Below are 22,694 nucleotides of genomic sequence, written 5' to 3' on the forward strand. Positions count from 1 at the left end.
TCTGACACAGATACATCACGCTTTCCATCACGTGAATTAACATAAATAAAAATTCTCTTTTTCTATAAAATGATACATATCTTGCTCAAGATAATAAAAATATTATTGCAGGAGAGAAATGCTGCTGCATTCGCCGAAGGAGCAAGCTCCCAGAATACTCTCAGGCAAAAGGACTGCAATAATATAAAAACTCTGGAGAGAAGTGTTTAATCACTCACCGAACGAAGGGGGGAAGGCTGCTCTGAGTGCTATACAGTGACCGAAGCTCTCAGGTATACCTGACAGATAGGAAGACATCATAAAGCAAGGAGGTGCCTATGCGTCATGTGGTCGTAATTGGAGCAGGCATTACTGGTATAATCACAGCCTACGAACTGGCTTTACTCGGGTATCAGGTCACTGTGCTTGATCGTCATCTTTATCCGGCAATGGAAACATCCTTCGCCAATGGCGGTCAGCTCTCCGCTTGTAATGCAGAAGTCTGGAACCAGAAAGCGACTGTGCTGAAAGGCATTAAATGGATGTCACAAAAAACAGCTCCCTTACTTCTAAATCCTTCTTTTAGCCTGCATAAATACAGCTGGCTGATGGAATTTTTGGGGAATATCAAAAACTATGAAGCCAATACCCGGGAAACGGTCAAATTGGCTCTACTGGCAAGAAAGCGTCTGTTTGAGATTGCCGAAATCGAGCAAATCGACTTTGATCTGGAAAAGCGCGGGATTCTACATTTTTACCATAATAAAGCCGATTATGATGTGGCGATTCGAGTGAATGACCTGCTGTGTAGCGGAGGTCTGGAACGTAATGCGATTAGCAATGAAGAAATCAAGCAGATTGAGCCTGCATTAACGGGAAATTACTATGCCGGTTTCTACAGTCAGAATGATGCATCAGGGGATATTCATAAATTCAGTACAGGTCTTGCCAAAGTCTGTATGCAAAAAGGAGTGAGGTTTGAATTTGGTCAGGATGTGTTTGCAATAGCGTATCAGCTACAGCATGTCACCTTGAAGTACCGGCCAAGTACTGAAAATGTACATGCAAATCGTAATGAGATTGTAGAGATAAAGGCAGATGCGATTGTGGTCTGTGCAGGGGTAGGTAGTTATCAACTGGCTAATCTGCTTGGTGAGCGGGTCAATATCTATCCGGTCAAAGGTTATTCAATTACAGTACAGTTAAATGATCAGCAAAGTCAGCACAACGCACCTTGGGTCAGTCTGCTGGATGAAAGTGCCAAAATTGTTTTATCGCGTTTAGGCCCAGAGCGCCTGCGTGTTGCAGGAACAGCTGAATTTAATGGTTATAACCGGGATATTCGTGCAGACCGCATTCAGCCTTTGATCGATTGGACACAGCGTAATTTAAATTTGTGTACCGAGCATGTTCTTCCTTGGGCAGGGCTGCGTCCTATGATGCCGGATATGATGCCTGTGGTACGTCAGGGTAAACGGGAAAGGATATTTTATAATACTGGTCATGGTCATTTGGGCTGGACCCTGTCAGCTGCAACAGCGGCTATGATTAGTCAACAGATTCTCCGGCAGTATCCTGCCTAAAAAGGCTTAACCCGCTTCAGTGCCTTTAAAATAAGAAAGTGTTAGTGGGTAGAAAATTAATTGTCTAATTTACTGAAATATAATTAAATATTGTATAGAAATAATCGGTTTTAGTTATTTAGTCATACAGACGGTATATTCCATTAAAGCGTTCACAGCCTTTTTGTGGACTACTGACTTTCAAGATGGCTTTGTCATAGCGAAACTGATATTTGCAATCATGTTCATTGTCAAAAATCTGGGTTTTCGTGTCTGGTGTGCTATAGGCCAAAAAAGGAACAGTCTGTGTTTCAGGGCGGTTATTTGGACTACGATAGGCGATTCCTTCAATCTTGATGCGGTCTTTGCTCAGTTGGTGGATTTTGAGATGTACGGGCTGTTTGGCCATGTATCCATTTTCAAATTTCAGATAATGCTGGGTAAGGCTCTGGTTAAGAGAAATATAAATATTTAAGTCATCCAGACGCAGCTCAAACTGCTGCTTGAAACAGTCCAAGGTTTTGCATTGCTGTATGCGTTTTGCCCATAACTGATGCGTATCTTTAAGTAAATACAGCGGCGCATCGGTAATTAAAAAAGCGGTCAGATATTGATTGGCCAGTTTTTCCCGAGGCTCATCCAGATCTGACGAACACATTTTTTTTATCGCGGCATTATTATTACTTTGCTTCACGCAATCCGGTAATTCTGCATGGCCGCTGGTCGTCGCCAGCATTGCTGTGCCGAAACATAGACCGATTATTTTCATCATATTTAGATCAGTTTTCAGTAGCATGATCGCTTATACTTTCACTGTGTTACGCTTGGTCTAACTATAGCGAAATAGAAACGTAGTATACAAGATTTCAATTGGTTATTTCTAAAGGATAAAAGCAGTGGTTGCACAAATTCGTATTGGTCAGGGTCTGGATATACACGCATTTGAGGAAGGGGATTTTGTGACCTTGGCGGGTATCCAGATTCCGCATACGCATGGCTTAAAGGCCCATTCTGATGGTGATGTGATTCTGCATGCATTGAGTGATGCCTTACTCGGGGCATTGGCACTGGGGGATATTGGTCAGCATTTTCCAGATACCGATCCGCAACTCAAAGGAGCGGACAGCAAGGTGTTATTAAAACATGTCTATCAGTTGATTCTGGACCGGGGTTATATACTGAATAATGCAGACATCACGGTTGCCTGTGAACGTCCAAAACTGGCCAAACATAATCTGGAAATGCGTCAGAGCATTGCCGATGTGTTGAATGTGGAGGTGACTCAAATCAGTATTAAAGCCACCACTACTGAAAAATTAGGCTTTACCGGACGTCAGGAAGGTATCCTGGCCACGGCGACTGTCCTGGTTAGTCATCATAAATAACATCAAACAAAGTGATGTGGATGAATCAAGGACAATTCCAGTTCATGGGTTGCTTTACGGCCTTGAAGTTGTAGGGCAACTGCGTGCATGAGTCCGGTCCAGGTTTCATTGGGTTCCCAGATTTCATGCAAATATTCCTGGGCAGCTGGCATATCTATATTCATTGAGTATTGACGGTATAGATACATCAGGCAGCTGACATGATAATTCTTTGAGCAATGTACCCAGACCATGTGCTGTTTTACCAGATGATCAATCAGATCAAGTACTAACAGACATTGATCGTCAGAAGGTCTTTCCCAGGAAATGGGCAGCTGGATATAGTTCAAACCCAGATCAAGGCAAATTTTATCTTCATGTAATAAATGTTGGACGCTGTCGGTCAAAGCCACATTAATAACAGTGGATACGCCGTATTCTTTCATCAGTTTTAGCTGTTCGGCAGTCGGTTGGCCCGAGCTGAACAGATGCTCATGGATGAACTGAAAGTTTTCAATTTGGCTGAGCGCAGTTTCAATGTCATTCATTAGATAAAATTTTCCTTGTGCAGAAAAAAACGCCATCTTAGCGATGGCGTTTGTTAGATCGTTTAACGGTTCGGTAAAACGTCTTTTAATGCCTCATGCATGTCGAGTAATACTTTTTCTGTAGTATCCCAGTCGATACAGCCATCAGTTACTGATTTACCATATTCCAAATCGGCCAGATTGGCTGGAATATCCTGACGACCCCCTTTCAGGTGACTCTCTACCATAATACCAACAATTGACTTGTTTCCATCAAGAATTTGTTCGGTAATGTTTTTTAAGACCAGAGGTTGTAAGAACGGATCTTTATTCGAGTTGGCATGGCTGGCATCAATCATGATCTTGCTACTGACTTTGGCTTTGGCCAAAGCAGCTTCAGCATCAGCAACCGAGCCGGCGTCATAGTTCGGTTTGCCATTACCACCACGGAGTACCACATGTGCATATGGGTTACCTGAGGTGCGAATTACAGCAACCTGTCCCTGATCATTCAAACCGAGGAAGCTATGGCCATGTTTAACTGATTGCATGGCATTGGTTGCAACTGTTAAACCGCCATCAGTACCATTTTTAAAGCCTACTGGTGAAGACAGGCCGGAAGACATTTCACGGTGAGTTTGGCTCTCGGTGGTACGCGCACCAATCGCTGACCATGAAATTAGATCCTGATAATATTGCGGAGAGTTTGGATCCAGGGCTTCGGTTGCACATGGCAGGCCCATTTCATTGAGTTCCGTTAACAGTTTACGACCGATACGCAGACCTTTTTCAATATTGAAAGAGTCATTCATATCCGGGTCATTGATCAGACCTTTCCAGCCCACAGTCGTACGTGGCTTTTCAAAATAAACACGCATCACGATATACAGCGTATCTTTGACTTTCTCGCTCAATACTTTCAGGCGTTCAGCATATTCGTGTGCAGCAGCCGGATCATGGATAGAACATGGACCAATGACCACAAATAGACGTTTATCCTGACCATCTAGAATATTGCGAATCGTTTCACGACCATGCAGTACGGTTTGATAAGCAGTTTCAGTCAATGGTAATTCTGTTTTTAACTGAGCAGGCGTTACCAGAGGAATCATGCTTTGGATATTCACGTCATCAATATCTGATGCTGAAATAGGTTTTGACTGTAGTGTATTCATTGCCGTCACTGGTTTGATCATACAAAAGGTTGTTTAATAGCCTGAATATAACATGAATGATGCGTCACTTTGTTATAAAAAAGATGAATATTTCTTTGAAAAAAAATTGATGAATCGGATAGTTAGTTTAAACAGGCTGTATTTTGTCGGGTTGAAGTATCACTGCGGATTCAACAGGTTGCACAGGTTTAGATTTCACCGGATTAAGCATGAAATTGATACCAAGAGCAAACAGGGTGATTCCCAGAATCTTGCGGATCAGTTTTTCCGGCATACGTGAGCTGAGTAAAGTACCGATCACAATCGCCGGAATAGAACCGACAAGCAACCATCCCAACAGATAAAAGTCTACATTACCTGAACTCATATGGCCAAGGCCTGCGACTAAAGTCAGTAATACCGCATGTACCACGTCAGAACCAATAATGCGGATCATGGGTAAATTGGGAAACATCAAGACCAGTGCCATAATTCCAAATGCACCAGCACCTACCGAGGAAAGGGTGACAAACACGCCCAGTATAATCCCCATAATCATGATCAAGACACGTTTATCATTGGCTTGCAGTTTGACATGCTCCAGTTCTTGGGTCATATCTGGAAATGCCTGTTTACGGTATGTATTAAATAGCGCTTCAATCTGGCTACGAAATACAATCGAGGTGCCGGTCAGGGTGAGCATGAAACCCAAAACCATTGTCAGTACTAATTTGTAGTGAGCCGATTGGCTTAGGTAATTATCCAGTACCCAATGCGTGGCAAAAGAAGCCGGAATACTGCCTACAGCCAGCCAGATAACGATTGGCCACACAATATTCATTTTTTGGGCATGAACAAAAGAACCGCAAAATTTGGAAATGGCAGCATAGAGCAGGTCCGTCCCAATGGCGATATGCGGCTCAATCCGGAACAGGCCAATCAGGATTGGAGTCATCAGCGAGCCACCACCTACACCAGTAATGCCTACACAAAAACCCACCAGAACGCCTGCCAGAATAAATTCAATTGGACCAAACATGCATGTATGCCAAAATAAAAAACGAGCTTATCTTATGGTTTTTAAGCTTAAATTGTTGTCTTTATTGATGATTTACTTATTCTAAAAAAAGATAAAGATTTTATTGACTAAAGGTTCATTCTTAATATTCAAGTGATTAGTTCAATCTTACCAACGCAGTTTTAACAAATCTGAAGTGTAAAATTATAAAAGCCGAAACAGTGAGATTTTCTTGAATATTTAAACTCAGAAGAAATACAAGCTCTGTTTTCCATACAGAGAGCTGGAAAATTATTGGCACTGTGGGTTTCGCAAAGCACAGTTAATACAAGAATATTTATCTACGTGCTGTTTTAGAATTAGGCGGTTTTCTTCAATACTTTTTAATACCTGAGCATTTTATCTTTGATCTTTTAGATAAGGAGTTCACTGCTTAAGATTACTTTTACCGCATCATTTTCTTTTATTTCGGCGGCGGGGTTCGCTGTATATTGCTTACTCAGGATTAAATTGTGGATTATGTTAGAATCCTGTAGGGCTGACATTCAACACATCTGAGGGAATACACTTGCAAAAACGGAAACTTAAAATCGGAATCGTGGTGGGAGAGGTATCGGGAGATACGCTTGGTGCAAAGCTCATCCGTAGTTTTCGAGAGCAGGGTATTGATGTGGAATTTGAAGGGATTGGCGGGCCGCAAATGTTGGCCGAAGGCTTTAAGAGCTATTATCCAATTGATATTCTGTCAGTCATGGGAATAGTTGAAGTTCTCAAAGATATTAAAAAGCTGTTTGCCGTCCGTGATGGTCTGGTGGACATTTGGAGTAAAGATCCGGTCGATATTTTTATTGGTATTGATGCGCCTGATTTTAACCTGCGTCTTTCTAAAAGCCTGAAGCAGAAGCAGTTACCGATTAAAACCGTGCAATATGTCAGCCCCTCGGTGTGGGCATGGCGTCAGGGACGTGTGCATGGAATTAAAGCCAGTATTGATCTGGTCTTGTGTTTATTTCCTTTTGAAAAAGTGTTCTTTAAAAAGTGGGATATTCCAGCGGCCTTTGTCGGCCATCCACTGGCAGGTCAGTTGCCGCTAAAAAATGATCTGACCGAAGCTCAGACAGAACTGGGGCTGGATCCGGCATTGAAATACATCGCCTTGCTGCCAGGAAGCCGTCGGGGAGAGATTGAGCGTTTAGGGCCATTGGTCCTGGATGCAGCCAACCTTTTACACCAGAAACATCCCGATTATATTTTCCTGGTTCCTGCCATTAATGAGGCGCGCAAACAGCAAATTGAAAGTTTGTTGGTGCAATATCCGGCCAGTTTAACAGCGCGGGTACGACTCATAGAAAATAGCGGTCGCGAGTCAAAGATTGGCCGTCAAGTGATGAATGCCTCGAATATTATTGCCTTGGCTTCCGGGACCGCGACGCTGGAGGCGATGCTATTGCATCGACCAATGGTGACCTTCTATAAACTGCATTGGCTGACTTATCGAATTGCCAAACTGTTGGTGAAAATTCCTTATTTCTCATTGCCAAATATTATTGCGGGCAAAAAAGTCATTCAGGAACTCATCCAGTCTGAAGCAACCCCAGAAAAGCTGGCGACCGAAATTGAAAAGCTGATGAGTATTGAAGTGGCTCAGATTCAGGTTATGCAGCACATCACTATGCACAAGCAGTTGCTATCCAGTAATAGTGAAGATCCTGTTAAGGCAATACTAGACTTAGTCCAATAATCGAACTTTAGTGCCCTGGCAATTGGAGCGATAGCGGGTTGGCGTTTGTTCAAACTGTTTTTTAAAGCTTTGACTAAACGCCGTCTCAGATGAATAGCCCACCAGATAGGCAATTCGCTGGATGCTAAATCCGCTATTTCTTAAATATTGGGCAGCTAGGCGCAGACGGTGCTGTTGCAGATAGGCCAGAGGCGGTTCACCCACGACCTGAGTAAATAGTTGGGCAAATTTGGATCTGGACATGTGACATTGTCCGGCCAGACTTTCAACGGTCCAAGGTAGTTCCGGTTTGCCATGAATAACTGCCAGTGCATTCGACAGTTCAGGATGTGAAAGGGCATTCAGCCAGCTTGAAGCATCTTCCAGATTCAGAATATGATCACGGACACATTCAATCAGTAAGATACTGACCAGATGGTCCAAAATTTTATCACGTCCCGGACGCTGCTGCTGGGTTTCTTGGGCCAGAAACTGTAGGCCGATTTGTAGCCATTCCGGGGCCGTATCACCCAGAATATGCTGAATATGCAGATGCTTGGGTAAGGCACTGAGCAAAGGTTTAGCCATCTGAATATCCATACTTGAGCGAATGGCCAATATAAAACTGTGTTCTGCCGATTGATCCGGATTGAGATCTACACATTGCTGCGAATGGGTCGGAAAAAACGGATTAATCGGAAAGTATTCAGAGAAGTCGGTGGTATCCGGGCAAGACAGGCGGTGTGCAGTGCCCGCGGGTAATAACACCAGATCGCCTTGTTGCAGCTCAAGCAGACTGCCGTCCATGAATTTTAATTGTGCTTGGCCATGTAACAGTACATAAGCCAGCATGGATGGTTCATGCTGATAGGCAAAGCCACCCGGATGAAAGACCTTAATATAAAGGTATTCTGATTTCTCCAAATGAATATCATCAAAAATTTTACTTAAAGCATCCATGCCTAACTCGATGTGACTATTTTAGTCAGTTTATTTCAAATGATCTGGTTTTTGTGATTGAGGGCCAAAATTTGGCCCATGGAGCCAAAGACGCTGACATAGTTTTTCTGGACTTTAAATACTGTTCGCCGATGCTGAAATATTGAACTATATGTGCAGAGTAACATAAAAAAGGAGGGTCGCAATGAATGCCCCTGCACAAATTCAAACCGTTCAGTTCAAGCAGGATGCACCCGCACTCAAAGGGCGGCAACTGGATAAGAAACGTTTTGGCTGGCTACTCAGCCCCGGCTTGCCTGTAATTGGTATGGGAATTCTGGCTGGTTATCATTTTGGCCCCAAGGCAACTAAAAAATTTTTTGCCTTGGGTGGACCTTTACTACTGCATGTAATTATTCCGAGCTTGGATGCCCTGATTGGTGATGATGCCAATAATCCCGATGATATGCAGATTCAGGTACTGGTTAAAGATCCTTATTATGACCGTATTGTGAAACTGTTTATTCCCTTACAAATAGCAGCTAATGCCTTTGCAGGCTATGTGGTGACTCGTCCGGAAGTGTCTTTGCTGGACCAGATCCTGCTTGGTATGTCGATGGGTGCGATTAACGGCATCGGGGTGAACACAGCCCATGAGCTGAGTCATCGTCCTCATAAAAAAGACCATTACTGGTCACATGCCAGTCTGATGCCGTTGGTCTACAACCATTTTCGTATTGAACATCCATATGGGCATCATAAGCGGGTAGCGACCCCGGAAGATCCGGCTTCTTCAAAAATGGGCGAATCTTTTTATCGTTTCTGGCCACGCACCGTAATAGGGGGGCTGAAATCCGCAGTTCAGATTGAAAAAAGACGCTTGGAGCGTAAAGGTTTAAAGTTCTTCAGTACGGAAAACGAGCTGTTTCATGGCTGGGCCATGAGTGCCTCTTATCATGCCCTGATGTTCAAGGCGTATGGCAAGAAACTTATTCCTTATACTGTGACGCAGGCATTTTATGGCATCAGCCTGTTCGAAATTGTGAATTATCTTGAACATTATGGTCTGAAGCGCGGACTAAAAGCCGATGGCAGTTATGAAAGAACATTGCCAGAACATAGCTGGAACAATAACAATATTGTGACCAACCTGTTTTTATATCAGTTACAGCGCCATTCGGATCATCATGCTTTTTCAAGCCGGCCATTCCAGGCACTACGCCATTTTGATGAAGCACCGGAATTGCCAGGTGGTTATGCCACGATGCTGATCCCAGCTTTAATTCCACCTTTATGGTATAAAATGATGGATCAGCGCGTGTATCAGCATTATCAAGGGGATTTGACCAAGGCTAATATTCTGCCTTCCAAACGGGCTAAAATCTTTAAAAAATTTGGTGTGTTAGACAGGACAATGGCCTAATTGAATTGGCTTTATTCTGTATGAGAAGTTTAGAGATACACGTTCTGATTTTGATTTGGCATTTTTTCATTCTGCATTAAATTTCAGCAATTATTTTGATTATTTGGGTTTGGTTCATATGCGCAGCATAGCTTCACAAGGCGGATATCTTGTGAAGCTATGCTGTTTAGCTTAAAACCCGTCAAATACTGCTCTTATTTGAGATCACAGAATACAGCGAGTTTCATGCAGTCTAACCTCCAACCAGTGCGGAAGAGGTTTTAGTGGATCGTATATCCATGAACTTAAACTTTAAAAGTAAAGCCATTTTATATGCGCTCAACAGCTAATTAAACATACAAAAGATCTTAGAACCAGTCAGCCTGCATCTTCAGGCAGGTGTCATCAAAGTTCATCAGTAACTTGGCCTGATGTTCAATTTCAGGTAATTCCCATCGAATAAAATATTGAGCCGCCTGCATTTTTCCGGCCAAAAAATCCTGATCTTCCTGCTGAGGGGAAGAGGCGAATTTGTGTTGAGCTTGATGAGCCATCTCTAGCCAGAGCCAGGCAATGATGGTTTTGCCCATCATGTCCAGATATAAGCCTGAATTCGCCAAGGACTCACTGACCTGACCCTGCATTAAGGCCTGACCCAGTTTCTGTGTAGTTGCCTGTACCGTATTTAGATGCTGTTTAAATTGTTCTGCCAAGTCGATCAATGTTGGATACTGAATATCAGACAGGGTTTTCTGCATTCGCTGCATCAGCAAACTCAGGCCCTTACCATTGTGCTGCCAGAGCTTGCGTCCAAGCAAATCCAGCGACTGAATCCCATACGTGCCTTCATGAATCGGATTCAGGCGATTATCCCGATAACATTGTTCCACCGGATATTCGCGGGTATAGCCAGCGCCCCCCAAAACCTGGATTGCCAGATCATTGGCTTTAACCCCATAAGCAGACGGGAATGATTTGACCACAGGTGTAATTAAATCTAGCAAGATAGCACTGTCTTCATTTTGTGCAGCCTGATGCTCATCAATCAATCGGGCTGCAAAAAGGCAAAGGGCCAGAGAGCCTTCTACATAAGACTTCTGTGCCAGCAGCATACGTTTTACATCCGTGTGCTCAATAATATTGACGGGTTTGATATCAGTGCCTTTTTCATGTACCGGACGGCCTTGTGGACGGTTCTTGGCATAATCCAGCGATTCCAGATAGCCGCGATAACCAATCATGGCAGCGCCAAGGCCTACGCCGACACGTGCTTCATTCATCATCTTGAACATGTATTTTAAGCCCTGTCCTGGCTCACCAATTAAATAGCCTAAGCAATTATCATTTTCACCAAAATTCAAGATAGTGGACGTGGTTCCACGATAACCCATCTTGTGCAGAAGACCCGCCAGTTGTACATCATTGGATTTACCGAGTAAACCATCACTATTGGTTTGGAATTTCGGCACAATAAACAGGGAAATGCCTTTCACTCCTTGCGGAGCATCCTGAATACGGGCCAAAACAAGATGTACTATATTTTCAGTAATATCCTGATCGCCGCCAGAAATAAACATTTTTTGACCTTTAATGCGATAGCTGCCATCTGCTTGAGGAGTAGCTCTCGTGGTCAGATCTCCTAGAGAAGAACCGACATTCGGTTCAGTCATTGCCATGGTGCCTGCAAAGCGGCCACTCAACATAGGTGGTAAAAACAGCTGTTTTTGTTCTGCCGAGGCAAAGGCCTGAATCAGATTGGCTGCGGCAGCAGTCAGAAAAGAATAGGCCACAGTTGAAGGGTTCGCTGACATGAAATAGGCATTACACGCCATATTCACCAGAACCGGTAATTGCATACCGCCATCTACATAATCATGTTGCGCACAGAGCAGTCCGGCATTGGCAAACTGTTGCCAGGCTACTTTGACTTCAGCAATGGTTTCTACCTTTGTACCGTCAAAGCTGGGCTCATGCTGATCGGCCTTGGCATTGTGCGGCGCAAAATAATCAGTTGCGATGCCTTTGGCTGTATCCAGGATACTATCAAAGGTGTTTTTATCATGATCCTGATAGCGCTCCAGTTCGGTTAGCGCGTCCAGTTTAAATACATCATAAAGCAGGAAATTAAGATCTTTATCATTGATTAGTTGAGTCATGGTTCGGTCCTGAAAAAACATCCTTGAGATAGCTTTTCAGACTAGCAGTTGCTTTTATTTAAGAGGATTGTCAATAATGACATGAAGTGGGTGAAAAGTGACAAAAAGCAAAGATGCAACAGATAGTAATTTTAGGTTTTGATGGCGCTTTGGCTTCAGCAATTACTGGAGTGGCCGATTTATTCGCTATGGCCGGTGTGAGCTGGAACCGGATTCAGCAGCAGCATGTGCAACGTCGGTTTACAGTTAAGGTTGCCAGTCCAGATGGGCAAGCTGTCCGCTGCATTAATGGTCTGGAATTGCAGGCCCATTGTGCCTATCACGAAATTAAGAATGCGGATATTCTGGTTGTGCCCACAATTGCTGCTCCGATTCTGGAAGTACTGGAGCAGAATCGGAGTCTGATCGAGTTTCTTAAAACCGCTCATACGCAGGCAATTCTCATTGCTGGAAATTGTACCGGGAATTTCTTTCTTGCAGAGGCTGGAATTTTAGACGATCGTGTCGCCACCACACATTGGGGCTTTCAGGATATGTTTCGCTTACGCTATCCGCAGGTCAAACTGAATGCTGATTTGATGATTAGCCGCGATCAACATATTTATTGTGCGGGTGGAGGTTTGGCCTGGTTTGATCTGGGATTGCATTTGATCGAGCGTTTCCATGGCTTTGAAGTTGCCATGCAATCCGCCAAGTCTTTTGTCATTGATTATCGGCGTGATAGCCAATTGTCTTATTCTTTATTGAAAATTGGCAAGCCGCATCAAGACGAACTGGTACAAAAGGTACAGGAGTGGCTGCAGCAGAACTTTGATCGGAATTTTGTTCTGGATGAGCTGGCGGGCCAGTTTAATGTCACTACTAGAACCCTGATCCGGCGCTTTAAGCAGGCATTAGATGTACCGCCAAACCAATATTTGCAAGCCATCCGTATTGAAGCAGCACGCAAACGGCTGGAAGAAACTGATCAGGCCGTCGATCTTATTATGCAGTATGTGGGCTATCAAGATCCCAGCTCATTCCGGCGTTTGTTTCATAGAAAAACAGGACTAACTCCTTTAGAATATCGGCGCCGGTTTAGCCAGCGCTTTTAAAACGTTATTCACTTGAAGTTTGGATTTTGGCAGCAGTTCTGCCATGCAACAGATAATACCAGATTAACCCGCTGATACTGACTAAGGCCAAGACGAGATATAACTGACGATAGCCGATCTGATCCAGCAGCATTCCCAGAAAATAAGGTCCAAAACCTAGACCGGCATCCAAAGCAATAAAGAAGGTCGAAGTTGCCAGACCCATACGCTGCAAAGTGGTACTTTTTACAGCAATCGTCTGACAGACCGACAGGATATTGCCGAAACCAAAACCAAGCAGCGCAGCGCTTGTTAGTAACATGACTGAGTTTTGGGTCTGACTGAGCAAAAAAATACCCAATGCCATAAGGATAATCGCAGGATAAATAATGATATTTTCACCTTTACGATCCATTAGTGGACCAGTAAAAGGGCGCGATAGCAAAATGGCAATGGCATACATCAGAAAGAAGAAAGAGGCTGTTTCGACCAGATCAATGTCTTGGGCATAGAAATGGATAAAAGACAAAACGCCTGAATAACACGTCGTTAACAACAGGACAATGACTGCAATTGGTAGGGCTTTCGGCTCAATATATTGCGCCAGTTTACTGGAAGCCTGTGAAGTCGCTTGAATTGATGTCCTTGATTTAATAGGGGGCGGCTGGATAAATACGCTACAGATAAGGCTGCTCAGTGCGATGACACTGCTCACCAAAAAAATCATCTGATAATCAAAATGTGACATCAACCAGATGCCCATAAAGGGACCAATTGCGGTGCCGACCGTATTGCTCATACTGAAGTAGCCAATTCCTTCACCGCGCCGTGTTACCGGAATAGTCTGGGCAATCACCGTACCCAGCACAGTTGATGCCACCCCCATCATAAAGCCATGGATCAGGCGAATCCCCAACAGAAGTTCCAGCTGAACCGGAATCATATAAAGTCCGGAAAAGATCAAAAAAACCTGTTAAACCTGATAGAAGGGTAAGTTTGAGACCCAGACGGTTCAGTAATTTTCCAATAATAATACGGCCCAATAAGGTCCCGACAATAAACAGGCCGGAAACCAGACCGGCTTGCGCTGTACTGGCGCCCAATTCGGCCACAGAGTAGCCGACAATCACAATCACCAACAAATAGAAAACCAGTACCAGTTGAAAATTCACCAAACTGATCAGGATGAAATTGGAAGTCCAAAGAGGAGCTTTATCTTGGCTCATTGGCATCTCCTTGAGACGAAGTAGGCTGCAATTGCTGCATCAATTCCAATAAAACATGTCGGCTGGCAGCGATTTCTTTATCTGGAATTTGAGCCAGAAGCTGATCTTCAAAAGCATCGATCTGTGTGGAACAGACTGCAAAAGTCTCAAGACCTTTGGGGGTTAAAGTAAAAAGCTTCTGACGTCGGTCTGGGGTTTCAAGCTGAGAAATAAGGTCTAATTCGACCAGATACTGAATCCGTTTGGTAATACAGGGCTTAGATACATTCAGATAGCTGGAAATGTCGGCCAGCGTACATTGCTGCTGTGACTGAATCACATAGAGCACCTGCCACAAAGAATAATTAAGTTGTGATGACAGCAATATGATATTGATTTCATCACTCATGAGCCGTGCACAGCGTAAAAGCAGAGCACGAAACCGGAGCATAGTAGGCTGCATATAGTTAACATGGCTAACTAATTTTTGTTCAATGTACGCTTATTTTTTTATAGATACAAGATTGGGGAAATAAAAAGCTGCCGAGCGTTTTTACTGAGCTGAACAGATTTAGCTAAATGTTAAGCTGTGTAAAGAATGATCGACAAATTGCTACATATTTAAGCAGGGCTTAGGTCTAAGCTAAATAGAATTAAAAGCTTAGTGTCTTAAAAATTAAGGGATATCGACTTAAGGTTTGTTGAGATTTCATAAATGGATTGCGCTGTAAGCTCACCTTGAGCAGATGAGGTATGAAACAAAGGGAAGAGCAAAACTATTGCCCGGTTTCATAACAAAATCTGAGCTGGTTTGAGCTACTGCCTTTCAGGACGAGTATATTTTTTTGCTTCTATCTCGTTATGAGTCATTCATTGAGAGTGACTAAATTGCCTGTCTTATATCAGCTAAAAATTTTGCGAAATATATTCTTTACGTCGCAGACATATATGAACTGTCAACCAACCCTAATAACTTATTCATAGGTGAAACTTATGAGCTTGGGTCTAACTGCATTAGAATTAGCGCGGATACAGTTTGCCTTTACTGTGTCCTTTCACATCATTTTTCCTGCCATTTCTATTGGGTTAGCCAGTTTCTTAGCCATATTGGAATGGCGCTGGCTAAGAACCCGAAACCCGATTTATCAGGACCTGTTTAAATTCTGGGTCAAAATCTTTGCGGTTGCCTTTGGCATGGGCGTCGTTTCCGGCGTGGTCATGAGCTATCAGTTCGGTACCAACTGGAGTGAATTTTCCCGGATCGCGGGCAGTGTAACCGGTCCTTTACTGGCTTATGAAGTGCTTACAGCCTTCTTTTTGGAAGCTGGTTTCTTGGGCATCATGTTGTTTGGCTGGGGGCGAGTGGGGCCGCGTGCTCACTTTTTCTCGACCCTGATGGTGGCCGTCGGTACCTGTATCTCGATGTTCTGGATTTTATCTTCAAACAGCTGGATGCAGACTCCACAAGGCTTTGCGATTGAAAATGGCATTATTGTGCCACAGGACTGGCTCGCTATCGTATTTAATCCATCCTTTCCTTATCGGCTGGCCCATATGGCCATTGCTGCCTTTTTAGTCTCGGCCTTGCTGGTCGCGGGTACGGCAGCTTGGCATCTGATCAAAGGGCGGCGTGATGCTCTGGTAAAAACGTCATTTTCCATGGCAATGTGGCTGATTCTGGTGCTTTCGCCTTTACAGGTGTTCATTGGAGATCTACACGGTCTGAATACCCTCAAACATCAGCCAGCCAAACTGGCTGCCATGGAAGGGCATTGGGAAACCAATCATGATGGTGGAATGCCACTTTACCTGTTCGGTATACCGGACATGCAAGCCGAAAAAACCAAATATGCGATCGGGATTCCAAATGTGGGCAGTCTGATTTTGACGCATTCGATGGATGGAAAAGTAACCGGCCTGAAAGATTTTGCGCCTGAAGACCGGCCGAATTCACTGATTGTATTCTGGAGCTTCCGGATTATGGTGGGGCTGGGCATATTGATGCTTTTACTGGCTGTATGGGGTGCCTGGGCGCGTCAACGAGGACGCTTTTATGAGTCTCGTAGCCTGCATCGATTTGCGCTGATTATGGGACCGTCCGGCTTTATCGCCTTGCTTGCAGGATGGTTTACCACTGAAGTCGGCCGTCAGCCATGGGTGGTCTATGGCGTGATGCGTACCCGTGATGCGCTATCTCCGGTGTCGGCAGAACAGGTCGGTTTGACCTTGATTATCTTTGTGCTGGTGTACTGTGTAGTTTTTGGGATTGGGATTTATTACATACTCCGTCTCATGCATAAAGGCCCGGAATTTATTCATTCCGCACCGGAAGATAAAACAGATAGTGCCGTCATTCAGGCTTCCCGTCGACCTCTCAGCAGTATTCGTGAACGCATTGAAGATGTGGCTGAAGACCCAAATCAGGGGGATAAAAAATGATTGATTTATCACTAGTTTGGATTGTCATCATTGCTATTGGCGTATTTATTTATGTCATTATGGATGGCTTTGATTTGGGTATTGGTATCTTATTTCCTTTCTTTTCACATCAGGATGAGCGCGATGTGATGATGAATACCGTGGCACCTGTATGGGATGGAAATGAGACCTGGATGGTACTCGGTGGAGCAGGGCTGTTTGCAGCCTTTCCACTGGCCTATGCAACGGTATTATCTGCTTTATATATGCCGATTATTCTCATGGTTATTGCCCTGATTTTTCGTGGGGTCGCGTTTGAATTCCGCTTTAAGGCCCAACATAGCAAACACTGGTGGGATAAAGCCTTTATTTGGGGCTCTACCTTGACCAGCTTCCTGCAAGGCGTAATCCTGGGAGCCTATATTCAGGGAATAGAAACACGTAATGGCGTATATGTAGGTGGTGGATTAGATTGGTTGACGCCATTTAGTTTATTCACAGGCGTGGGTGTGGTTGTCATGTATGCTGCACTAGGGTGTGGATGGCTAATCTTTAAAACTGGTGACAGCCTGCAGGATCGTATGTACCAGCTAATGCCAAAGCTGATTATTGCCTTGCTGATCATTCTGGGCGCAGTCAGTATTTATACGCCGTTGACCCATCCGGCAATTGCCGAGCGCTGGTTCAGTCAACCGCAGTTAACCTATTTTATGCCAGTACCGGTTCTAGTCTTGCTCTTTACCTGGTTGGCTTTACGCGCCTGTAAAAAACGCAGTGAATTAGGGCCATTTTCCTATATGCTAATTCTGGTATTTCTGGCTTATAGTGGATTTTTAATCAGTTTATGGCCTTATATTATTCCGCCATCTGTGACCATCTGGCAGGCTGCAGCTCCTGAAAATAGCCAGTTATTTACTCTGATTGGTGCCTTACTGTTAATTCCAATCATTATTATTTATACCGGTATGTCGTATTGGGTGTTCCGTCACAAAGTCCGTGTGGGTGATGATGGGTATCATTGAGGAGCAATCATGAAAGGCAAACAGTTATTATGGTTTGTCGGCTTGTGGCTGGCAGGATTTCTCACTCTGGCACTAATTGCAGGCGCTTTTCGCTTTCTGGTGCATTTGGCTTATTAAATTTCACTAGCAAAGTGATCATGATGTATAGATCACTTTGCTAGGTTGAGAATAGATAAATCAGGATTTTTGCTGCTTTCGGTACACACTTGGGCGAATTGGGCGGCTACTTTTCCATAATCCTTTTTTCTGTTTTTTGGCCTTGTTTTGTAGCTGAAGCATATAAGTCAAATGATGCTTATCATGGATATATTCTTCGTAGACCCAAGCTGCACCACGTTTGATAATTTCTTCATTAATATTCTTGCGGTAACGGTAAACTATCCCAACACAGCGGCCATAGCGATCAATATCGGTAATTTTGACCCGTACGATCTTATTTTGCACCATACTTTTAACCAGACGTTGGGATTCTTTTCCATAGGCCTGCTTGGATTCGGGAGCATCAACATGGGCAAAGCGCAATTTGGTTTCAGAGCGTCTGACATTGAAGCGGTAGCAGGTTAGGGTATCGCCATCACTAACGCTTCGGACTCTGCACCAATATTTTTTATTTTTTTTAAACGGGCGAAAGAGATCCTTTAAATAAACCACAAATTTATAAAGCAGATAATAAGAAAAGCATAATAAAACCAGGCCCAGCATAATTTGCCAGGTGAGAGAAAGATGTAGCAAGAGCAAGATCCAAATCAGCAGAAATTAGTGCAAGAACAGCACTAAAAGTTTAGACATTTTAGATTAAAGCCTGCATGAGAGTAGCTTAAAAGCTAAGCAGTCAGTATTTAGATTTGTACTTAGAAATAGCCTAAGTCTAAATATAGAGCCAAAAATTGTTTTATAAATAATAAGATTTCCTAAATAGCCTAAGCCTCTTAATATTTAATAAATAAAATAGCCTAAGCAAAAATTTTAGAAATTTCATTTCTCAAAAATTGATGTCTTTTATTCTCTTCCAGATCTTTATGCCAATACATCCCCATATTTATATGCGGTAGTTTAACAGGCACATTAAAAATATGGAGTGTATGTTCAATCTGTAAATGACTCACAATATTCTGTGGCAGAGTCAGCATGGCAGTAGGATACTGCTGCAAAATTTGCAGAGCAGTTGAATAATGCTGACAGCGCAGGAAAATCTGCCGCGATAGTTGCTTGCGACTTAAATATAAATCCTCAATCAACACACCAGTACGACGTGAAGAAACGCCAATATGAGGTGAGGCCAGATAAATATGTTCAGACATCTCGGTTTGCTGCGTACACACCACAAACTGGTCTTGAATCAAACGTTCAAACTTGATTTTTTCACCTAACACCTGTTCCAAGTCAATCACAAAATCAACTTGCTGGGCAGCCAGATCAGCAATGATATTTTTTCGGTCGAGCTTGATGCTACTGAACTGGATTTCTGGATTAAATTGCTGAAAATGTGCAACCAGTTTAGGAAAAACCATCGGTTCAATTTCATCATGTACCGCAATTTTTAAACTTTGCACTGCTTTAGGTTCAAACACCTGATGCGGTATTGAAATATTCTGTATCGTGATGAGTGCACGCTTAATTTCAGGATAAATCTGTTCAGACAAGGGCGTAGGTTGCATTTTGGCACCAGTACGGACAAACAGGTCATCCTGTAGTTGCCGTCTTAAACGCTGCAAGGCATGACTGGCTGCTGATTGGGTAATTGAGAGAATATGAGCTGCCTTTGAAATACTCTTTTGCTCAAATACCGCAATAAAAAGCGGATATAAATTAATGTCTATACCATGAAAAGCACGTAAATCCATGGTGGCTTTGTGATGAATATAATTCATAATGTTGTATTGAATAAAATCATTTTATTCATAATAGTTTTTGGGTTAAGGTCTTGTAAAGCAAAATAATCATATTCAGAGGAAGCAGCATGTTTGAATTATCAGCACGTGCACAAGACTATATTGAGCGTACCAAACAATTTATTAAAAATGAAATCGAGCCGATTGAAACTGATTTCTGGCAAAAGCTGCATGAACTCAATCAGGGCGGTGACTGGACCACCTGGCAATGGCCTGCTGAACTAGAAACCTTAAAAACCAAAGCCAAAACTGCCGGCCTATGGAATATGTTTTTGCCTTGCCCGGAGCTGGGCCAGGGTCTATCCGTTCAAGAATATGCGCATATTGCTGAGCTTTCCGGACGTAGTCTGATTGCGCCAACGGTATTTAACTGTAATGCACCAGATAGCGGCAATATGGAAGTCTTATGGCGTTATGGTTCAGAAGCCCAAAAACAGCAATGGCTAATGCCTTTGTTAGACGGAAAAATCCGTTCCGTATTCTGTATGACTGAACCTGCAGTAGCTTCGAGTGATGCGACCAATATGCAGGCTACAGCGGTGGTGGAGGGTGAGGAAATTGTATTGAATGGCCGCAAATGGTGGTCTTCAGGGCTGGGCGATCCTAATGCTAAAGTTATTATCTTTATGGCGCATACCCCAGATGCAAGCAAAGACCGTCATCATCAGCATTCAATGGTCTTGGTTCCGATAAATACGGCGGGTGTTAAAATTGAACGAATGCTGCCAGTATTCGGTGATTATGATGCACCGCATGGTCATGGCGAAATCAGTTTTGACAATGTACGTGTCCCGGTTTCAAACTTTATTGGCGGTGCAGGTCAAGGCTTTGAAATTGCGCAAGGTCGCTTGGGCCCGGGACGTATTCATCATTGCATGCGTTGTATTGGAGCCGCAGAAAAATCTCTGGAGCTGATGATTGATCGTGGTATGACGCGTACTGCGTTTGGCAAGGAAATCTTAAAACTGGGCGGTAATCTGGAGCGCGTTGCAGAAGCACGTGTGGCCATAGATCAGACACGACTTTTGACCTTGTATGCTGCCTATAAAATGGATACTTTAGGAAACATGGCTGCACTGACTGAAATCTCGGCAATTAAAGTGGTTGCACCAAGCGTGCTGGAAAAAGTGGTGGATATGGCAATCCAGATCCACGGCGGTGCCGGAGTGTCTCGTGATACGCCATTGACAGGATTTTTTGCCCAGGCACGTTCTTTACGTTTGGCCGATGGCCCAGATGAGGTGCATAAAGGCATGATTGCCAAACTGGAACTGGCAAAACGTGGATATAGTACGCGTCGTCAAAAAGATTAAATTAGAGAAATAGTTGTTGAGACTTCTTACAACTTGCCTAAAAAAGTTGCTGTGAATAGAAAATCAATTAGGTATAAATAAGTAAGTTAAGAAGTCTTTTAAAATTGAAGATTTAGGGAAATAAAAATGTCAGTTATTGATGTGGCTGGAAATGTCCGTACAGGTGAAGAGCTAGACGTAATTGCGGTAGAGCATTGGCTGAAAACACAAGGTGTCGATTTACAAGGCCAGGTGGAAGTCACTCAATATTCTGGTGGCGCTTCAAACTGGACATATCGTCTGAAATATAGCAATGCCGATTTAATTCTGCGCCGTCCGCCTAAAGGCACCAAAGCCAAGTCTGCACATGATATGGCACGTGAATATCATGTACAAAAAGCATTGGCCGAGTATTATCCGGTTGTACCTGAAATGCTGGCACTTTGTCAGGATGAATCCATCATTGGTTGTGATTTCTATGTTATGAATCGCATTGAAGGGATTATTCCACGTGCCAATTTACCTAAAGAGCTGAACTTTGATGAATCTCAGGTTCGGGAATTATGTATCAATGTAATCGACAAATTGATCGAGCTACATCAAGTGCCTTATGAAGGTACGGAACTGGAAAAATTAGGTAAGGGGGCAGGCTATTGCCGTCGTCAGGTCGAAGGTTGGGATGGTCGCTATGAAAAGGCCAAAACCATCAATGTGCCTTCGTTTAAATATGTACGAAACTGGCTTAAAGACAATATTCCGGCGGATTCAAAAACCTGTGTGATTCATAATGACTGGCGTTTTGACAATGTCATTTTAGATCCGAACAATGCGACTCAGGTAATTGGCGTACTGGATTGGGAAATGGCAACGCTGGGTGATCCGTTAATGGATTTAGGTTCAGCTTTGGCTTATTGGGTAGAAGATACAGACAACACACTTTTTAAGGCGACCCGCCGTCAGCCGACCAATCTAAAAGGCATGCTGAGCCGTAAAGAAGTCGTGGAATATTATCTGGAAAAAACAGGTTTACAGGCTGATAACTGGACATTTTATGAAGTGTTCGGCATTTTCCGTCTAGCTGTCATCGCCCAGCAGATTTATTACCGTTATTACCATAAACAAACCACTAATCCTGTATTTAAGGACTTCTGGGTGATCATTCATGCGTTGCATATTCGTGCTTTAAAACTGATTGGTTTACAGAAAATTGAAGCCAATGAATTGGCGCAAAAATATATCGCCAAATTTAAGGATTTGATGCCGTCATGACCACCATTTATATGATTCGCCACGGTCAAGCTTCTTTTGGGGCAAAAAGTTATGATCAGCTTTCCCCAAATGGTGAATTACAAGCGAAATTATTGGGACAATATTTTGACCAGATTTTAAAAGAAGCGCCTTATGTAATAGCTGGCTCCATGCAACGCCATCAGCAAACGGCGCAGCTATGTCTGGATCAGTGCTTTCCGGAAAGTAAAATCATAACGGATTCTGTCTGGAACGAGTTTAACCATCAGCAGGTTTTTGCCCAATACGAGCCGCGTTTCAATGAACCGGAACTACTTAAAGAGGATGTCGAAAAACATGCCAATCCGCGGGCATATTTGAGTAAAATCTTTGAAGGTGCGATTGAACGCTGGACCGGTGGTGACTATCACCATGAATATGAAGAAGCATGGCCGGACTTTAAGCAGCGAGTAGAAAGTGGATTACAGAATTTATGTGATCAACTGGCTGCCTCTCAACCGCGTTATGCAGTGGTGTTTACGTCAGGTGGGGTCATTTCTGTTGCAGCAGGGAAAATTCTCGGTCTGAGTCCGACTAAAACCTTTGCCCTAAATTGGGCGATTGCCAATACCAGCATGACTACGCTGCGTTTGGTGGGCAATGAGCCTCAGCTTTTAAGCTTAAATGAGCATCACTATATCAAGGCAAAGCGTCCAGATTTGCTGACTTGGATTTAATCCATTA

General features: G+C 43.4%; 20 protein-coding genes, 1 pseudogene and 1 riboswitch. Of the genes and pseudogenes, 11 read left to right on the forward strand and 10 right to left on the reverse strand.

Translation table 11 applies throughout. The features are described from left to right. Positions 1 to 98 precede the first annotated feature (98 nt). Positions 99 to 186: riboswitch (glycine riboswitch) on the forward strand. Between the two features lie 131 nt (positions 187 to 317). Then, positions 318 to 1,562: a D-amino acid dehydrogenase gene (locus E5Y90_RS07040; protein WP_174659805.1), complete on the forward strand. Its 1,245-nt coding sequence runs from the start codon at positions 318 to 320 to the stop codon at positions 1,560 to 1,562. Between the two features lie 118 nt (positions 1,563 to 1,680). On the opposite strand, the gene E5Y90_RS07045 is transcribed toward E5Y90_RS07040, so the two are convergent. Then, positions 1,681 to 2,337: a hypothetical protein gene (locus E5Y90_RS07045; RefSeq protein WP_151204385.1), complete on the reverse strand. Its 657-nt coding sequence runs from the start codon at positions 2,335 to 2,337 to the stop codon at positions 1,681 to 1,683. A gap of 100 nt (positions 2,338 to 2,437) precedes the next feature. Here E5Y90_RS07045 and ispF point away from each other — a divergent pair, with 100 nt between their 5' ends. Continuing rightward, positions 2,438 to 2,926, forward strand: coding sequence for a 2-C-methyl-D-erythritol 2,4-cyclodiphosphate synthase (gene ispF / locus E5Y90_RS07050; protein ID WP_151204386.1), 489 nt, complete (start codon positions 2,438 to 2,440; stop codon positions 2,924 to 2,926). A gap of 2 nt (positions 2,927 to 2,928) precedes the next feature. On the opposite strand, the gene E5Y90_RS07055 is transcribed toward ispF, so the two are convergent. From E5Y90_RS07055 to E5Y90_RS07065, 3 genes are all read right to left on the reverse strand, one after another. Continuing rightward, entirely contained in the window at positions 2,929 to 3,453 is a 525-nt protein-coding gene (locus tag E5Y90_RS07055) for a protein tyrosine phosphatase family protein (RefSeq protein ID WP_151204387.1), read from the reverse strand. Between the two features lie 62 nt (positions 3,454 to 3,515). Beyond that, positions 3,516 to 4,607: a 3-deoxy-7-phosphoheptulonate synthase gene (locus E5Y90_RS07060; protein WP_151204388.1), complete on the reverse strand. Its 1,092-nt coding sequence runs from the start codon at positions 4,605 to 4,607 to the stop codon at positions 3,516 to 3,518. Positions 4,608 to 4,734: 127 nt separating this feature from the next. Beyond that, positions 4,735 to 5,625, reverse strand: a complete 891-nt coding sequence (locus E5Y90_RS07065; protein ID WP_174659806.1) for a sulfite exporter TauE/SafE family protein — start codon at positions 5,623 to 5,625, stop codon at positions 4,735 to 4,737. 547 nt (positions 5,626 to 6,172) lie between these two features. Between E5Y90_RS07065 and lpxB the strand changes: the two genes are divergently transcribed. Continuing rightward, positions 6,173 to 7,345, forward strand: coding sequence for a lipid-A-disaccharide synthase (lpxB, locus tag E5Y90_RS07070; RefSeq protein ID WP_174659807.1), 1,173 nt, complete (start codon positions 6,173 to 6,175; stop codon positions 7,343 to 7,345). Here lpxB and E5Y90_RS07075 read toward each other — a convergent pair. Continuing rightward, positions 7,334 to 8,284: an AraC family transcriptional regulator gene (locus E5Y90_RS07075; RefSeq protein WP_174659808.1), complete on the reverse strand. Its 951-nt coding sequence runs from the start codon at positions 8,282 to 8,284 to the stop codon at positions 7,334 to 7,336. The two genes, lpxB and E5Y90_RS07075, sit on opposite strands and share 12 nt — an antisense overlap. Before the next feature lie 184 nt (positions 8,285 to 8,468). Between E5Y90_RS07075 and E5Y90_RS07080 the strand changes: the two genes are divergently transcribed. Next, positions 8,469 to 9,686 (forward strand): alkane 1-monooxygenase, encoded by a 1,218-nt coding sequence (locus E5Y90_RS07080; protein ID WP_174659809.1) that lies wholly within the window; start codon positions 8,469 to 8,471, stop codon positions 9,684 to 9,686. Between the two features lie 347 nt (positions 9,687 to 10,033). On the opposite strand, the gene E5Y90_RS07085 is transcribed toward E5Y90_RS07080, so the two are convergent. Further along, a complete protein-coding gene (locus E5Y90_RS07085; protein ID WP_174659810.1) occupies positions 10,034 to 11,821 on the reverse strand; it encodes an acyl-CoA dehydrogenase in 1,788 nt (595 codons plus the stop codon). A gap of 113 nt (positions 11,822 to 11,934) precedes the next feature. Between E5Y90_RS07085 and E5Y90_RS07090 the strand changes: the two genes are divergently transcribed. Then, the gene (locus E5Y90_RS07090) at positions 11,935 to 12,915 is read left to right on the forward strand and encodes a GlxA family transcriptional regulator (RefSeq protein ID WP_174659811.1); all 981 of its coding nucleotides are present in this window, start codon (positions 11,935 to 11,937) and stop codon (positions 12,913 to 12,915) included. 4 nt (positions 12,916 to 12,919) lie between these two features. On the opposite strand, the pseudogene E5Y90_RS07095 reads toward E5Y90_RS07090, so the two are convergent. Together E5Y90_RS07095 and E5Y90_RS07100 are read right to left on the reverse strand one after the other, a co-directional pair. Then, positions 12,920 to 14,120 (reverse strand): annotated as a pseudogene (locus E5Y90_RS07095) (MFS transporter). Beyond that, on the reverse strand, positions 14,107 to 14,550 hold the full coding sequence (locus E5Y90_RS07100) for a MarR family winged helix-turn-helix transcriptional regulator (RefSeq protein ID WP_227548032.1): 444 nt from the start codon (positions 14,548 to 14,550) through the stop codon (positions 14,107 to 14,109). The pseudogene E5Y90_RS07095 and the gene E5Y90_RS07100 overlap by 14 nt, the downstream one beginning before the upstream one ends. Positions 14,551 to 15,092: 542 nt before the next feature. On the opposite strand from E5Y90_RS07100, the gene E5Y90_RS07105 reads away from it, so the two are divergent. The 3 genes from E5Y90_RS07105 to E5Y90_RS07115 are packed head-to-tail and all read left to right on the forward strand — an operon-like array spanning position 15,093 to position 17,656. Next, entirely contained in the window at positions 15,093 to 16,538 is a 1,446-nt protein-coding gene (locus E5Y90_RS07105) for a cytochrome ubiquinol oxidase subunit I (RefSeq protein ID WP_151207663.1), read from the forward strand. Beyond that, positions 16,535 to 17,539: a cytochrome d ubiquinol oxidase subunit II gene (cydB, locus tag E5Y90_RS07110; protein WP_151205199.1), complete on the forward strand. Its 1,005-nt coding sequence runs from the start codon at positions 16,535 to 16,537 to the stop codon at positions 17,537 to 17,539. The genes E5Y90_RS07105 and cydB overlap by 4 nt, the downstream gene beginning before the upstream one ends. A gap of 9 nt (positions 17,540 to 17,548) precedes the next feature. Then, positions 17,549 to 17,656, forward strand: a complete 108-nt coding sequence (locus E5Y90_RS07115) for a DUF2474 family protein (RefSeq protein ID WP_151205200.1) — start codon at positions 17,549 to 17,551, stop codon at positions 17,654 to 17,656. 60 nt (positions 17,657 to 17,716) lie between these two features. On the opposite strand, the gene E5Y90_RS17640 is transcribed toward E5Y90_RS07115, so the two are convergent. Together E5Y90_RS17640 and E5Y90_RS07125 are read right to left on the reverse strand one after the other, a co-directional pair. Further along, the gene (locus E5Y90_RS17640; protein WP_227548237.1) at positions 17,717 to 18,241 is read right to left on the reverse strand and encodes a thermonuclease family protein; all 525 of its coding nucleotides are present in this window, start codon (positions 18,239 to 18,241) and stop codon (positions 17,717 to 17,719) included. A 251-nt stretch (positions 18,242 to 18,492) separates the two neighbouring features. After that, on the reverse strand, positions 18,493 to 19,410 hold the full coding sequence (locus E5Y90_RS07125; RefSeq protein WP_174659812.1) for a LysR family transcriptional regulator: 918 nt from the start codon (positions 19,408 to 19,410) through the stop codon (positions 18,493 to 18,495). An 89-nt stretch (positions 19,411 to 19,499) separates the two neighbouring features. Here E5Y90_RS07125 and E5Y90_RS07130 point away from each other — a divergent pair, with 89 nt between their 5' ends. The 3 genes from E5Y90_RS07130 to E5Y90_RS07140 all read left to right on the forward strand — a co-directional run bounded on the left by E5Y90_RS07130 (position 19,500) and on the right by E5Y90_RS07140 (position 22,687). Continuing rightward, positions 19,500 to 20,744: an acyl-CoA dehydrogenase family protein gene (locus tag E5Y90_RS07130; RefSeq protein WP_174659813.1), complete on the forward strand. Its 1,245-nt coding sequence runs from the start codon at positions 19,500 to 19,502 to the stop codon at positions 20,742 to 20,744. 126 nt (positions 20,745 to 20,870) lie between these two features. After that, positions 20,871 to 21,992 carry a phosphotransferase family protein gene (locus tag E5Y90_RS07135; protein WP_174659814.1) on the forward strand — a complete coding sequence of 374 codons (1,122 nt, stop codon included), beginning with the start codon at positions 20,871 to 20,873 and terminating at the stop codon, positions 21,990 to 21,992. Further along, positions 21,989 to 22,687 carry a histidine phosphatase family protein gene (locus E5Y90_RS07140; RefSeq protein ID WP_174659815.1) on the forward strand — a complete coding sequence of 233 codons (699 nt, stop codon included), beginning with the start codon at positions 21,989 to 21,991 and terminating at the stop codon, positions 22,685 to 22,687. The genes E5Y90_RS07135 and E5Y90_RS07140 overlap by 4 nt, the downstream gene beginning before the upstream one ends. Positions 22,688 to 22,694 lie beyond the last annotated feature (7 nt).

Source organism: Acinetobacter sp. 10FS3-1 (assembly GCF_013343215.1).
Taxonomy (GTDB): domain Bacteria; phylum Pseudomonadota; class Gammaproteobacteria; order Pseudomonadales; family Moraxellaceae; genus Acinetobacter; species Acinetobacter lwoffii_C.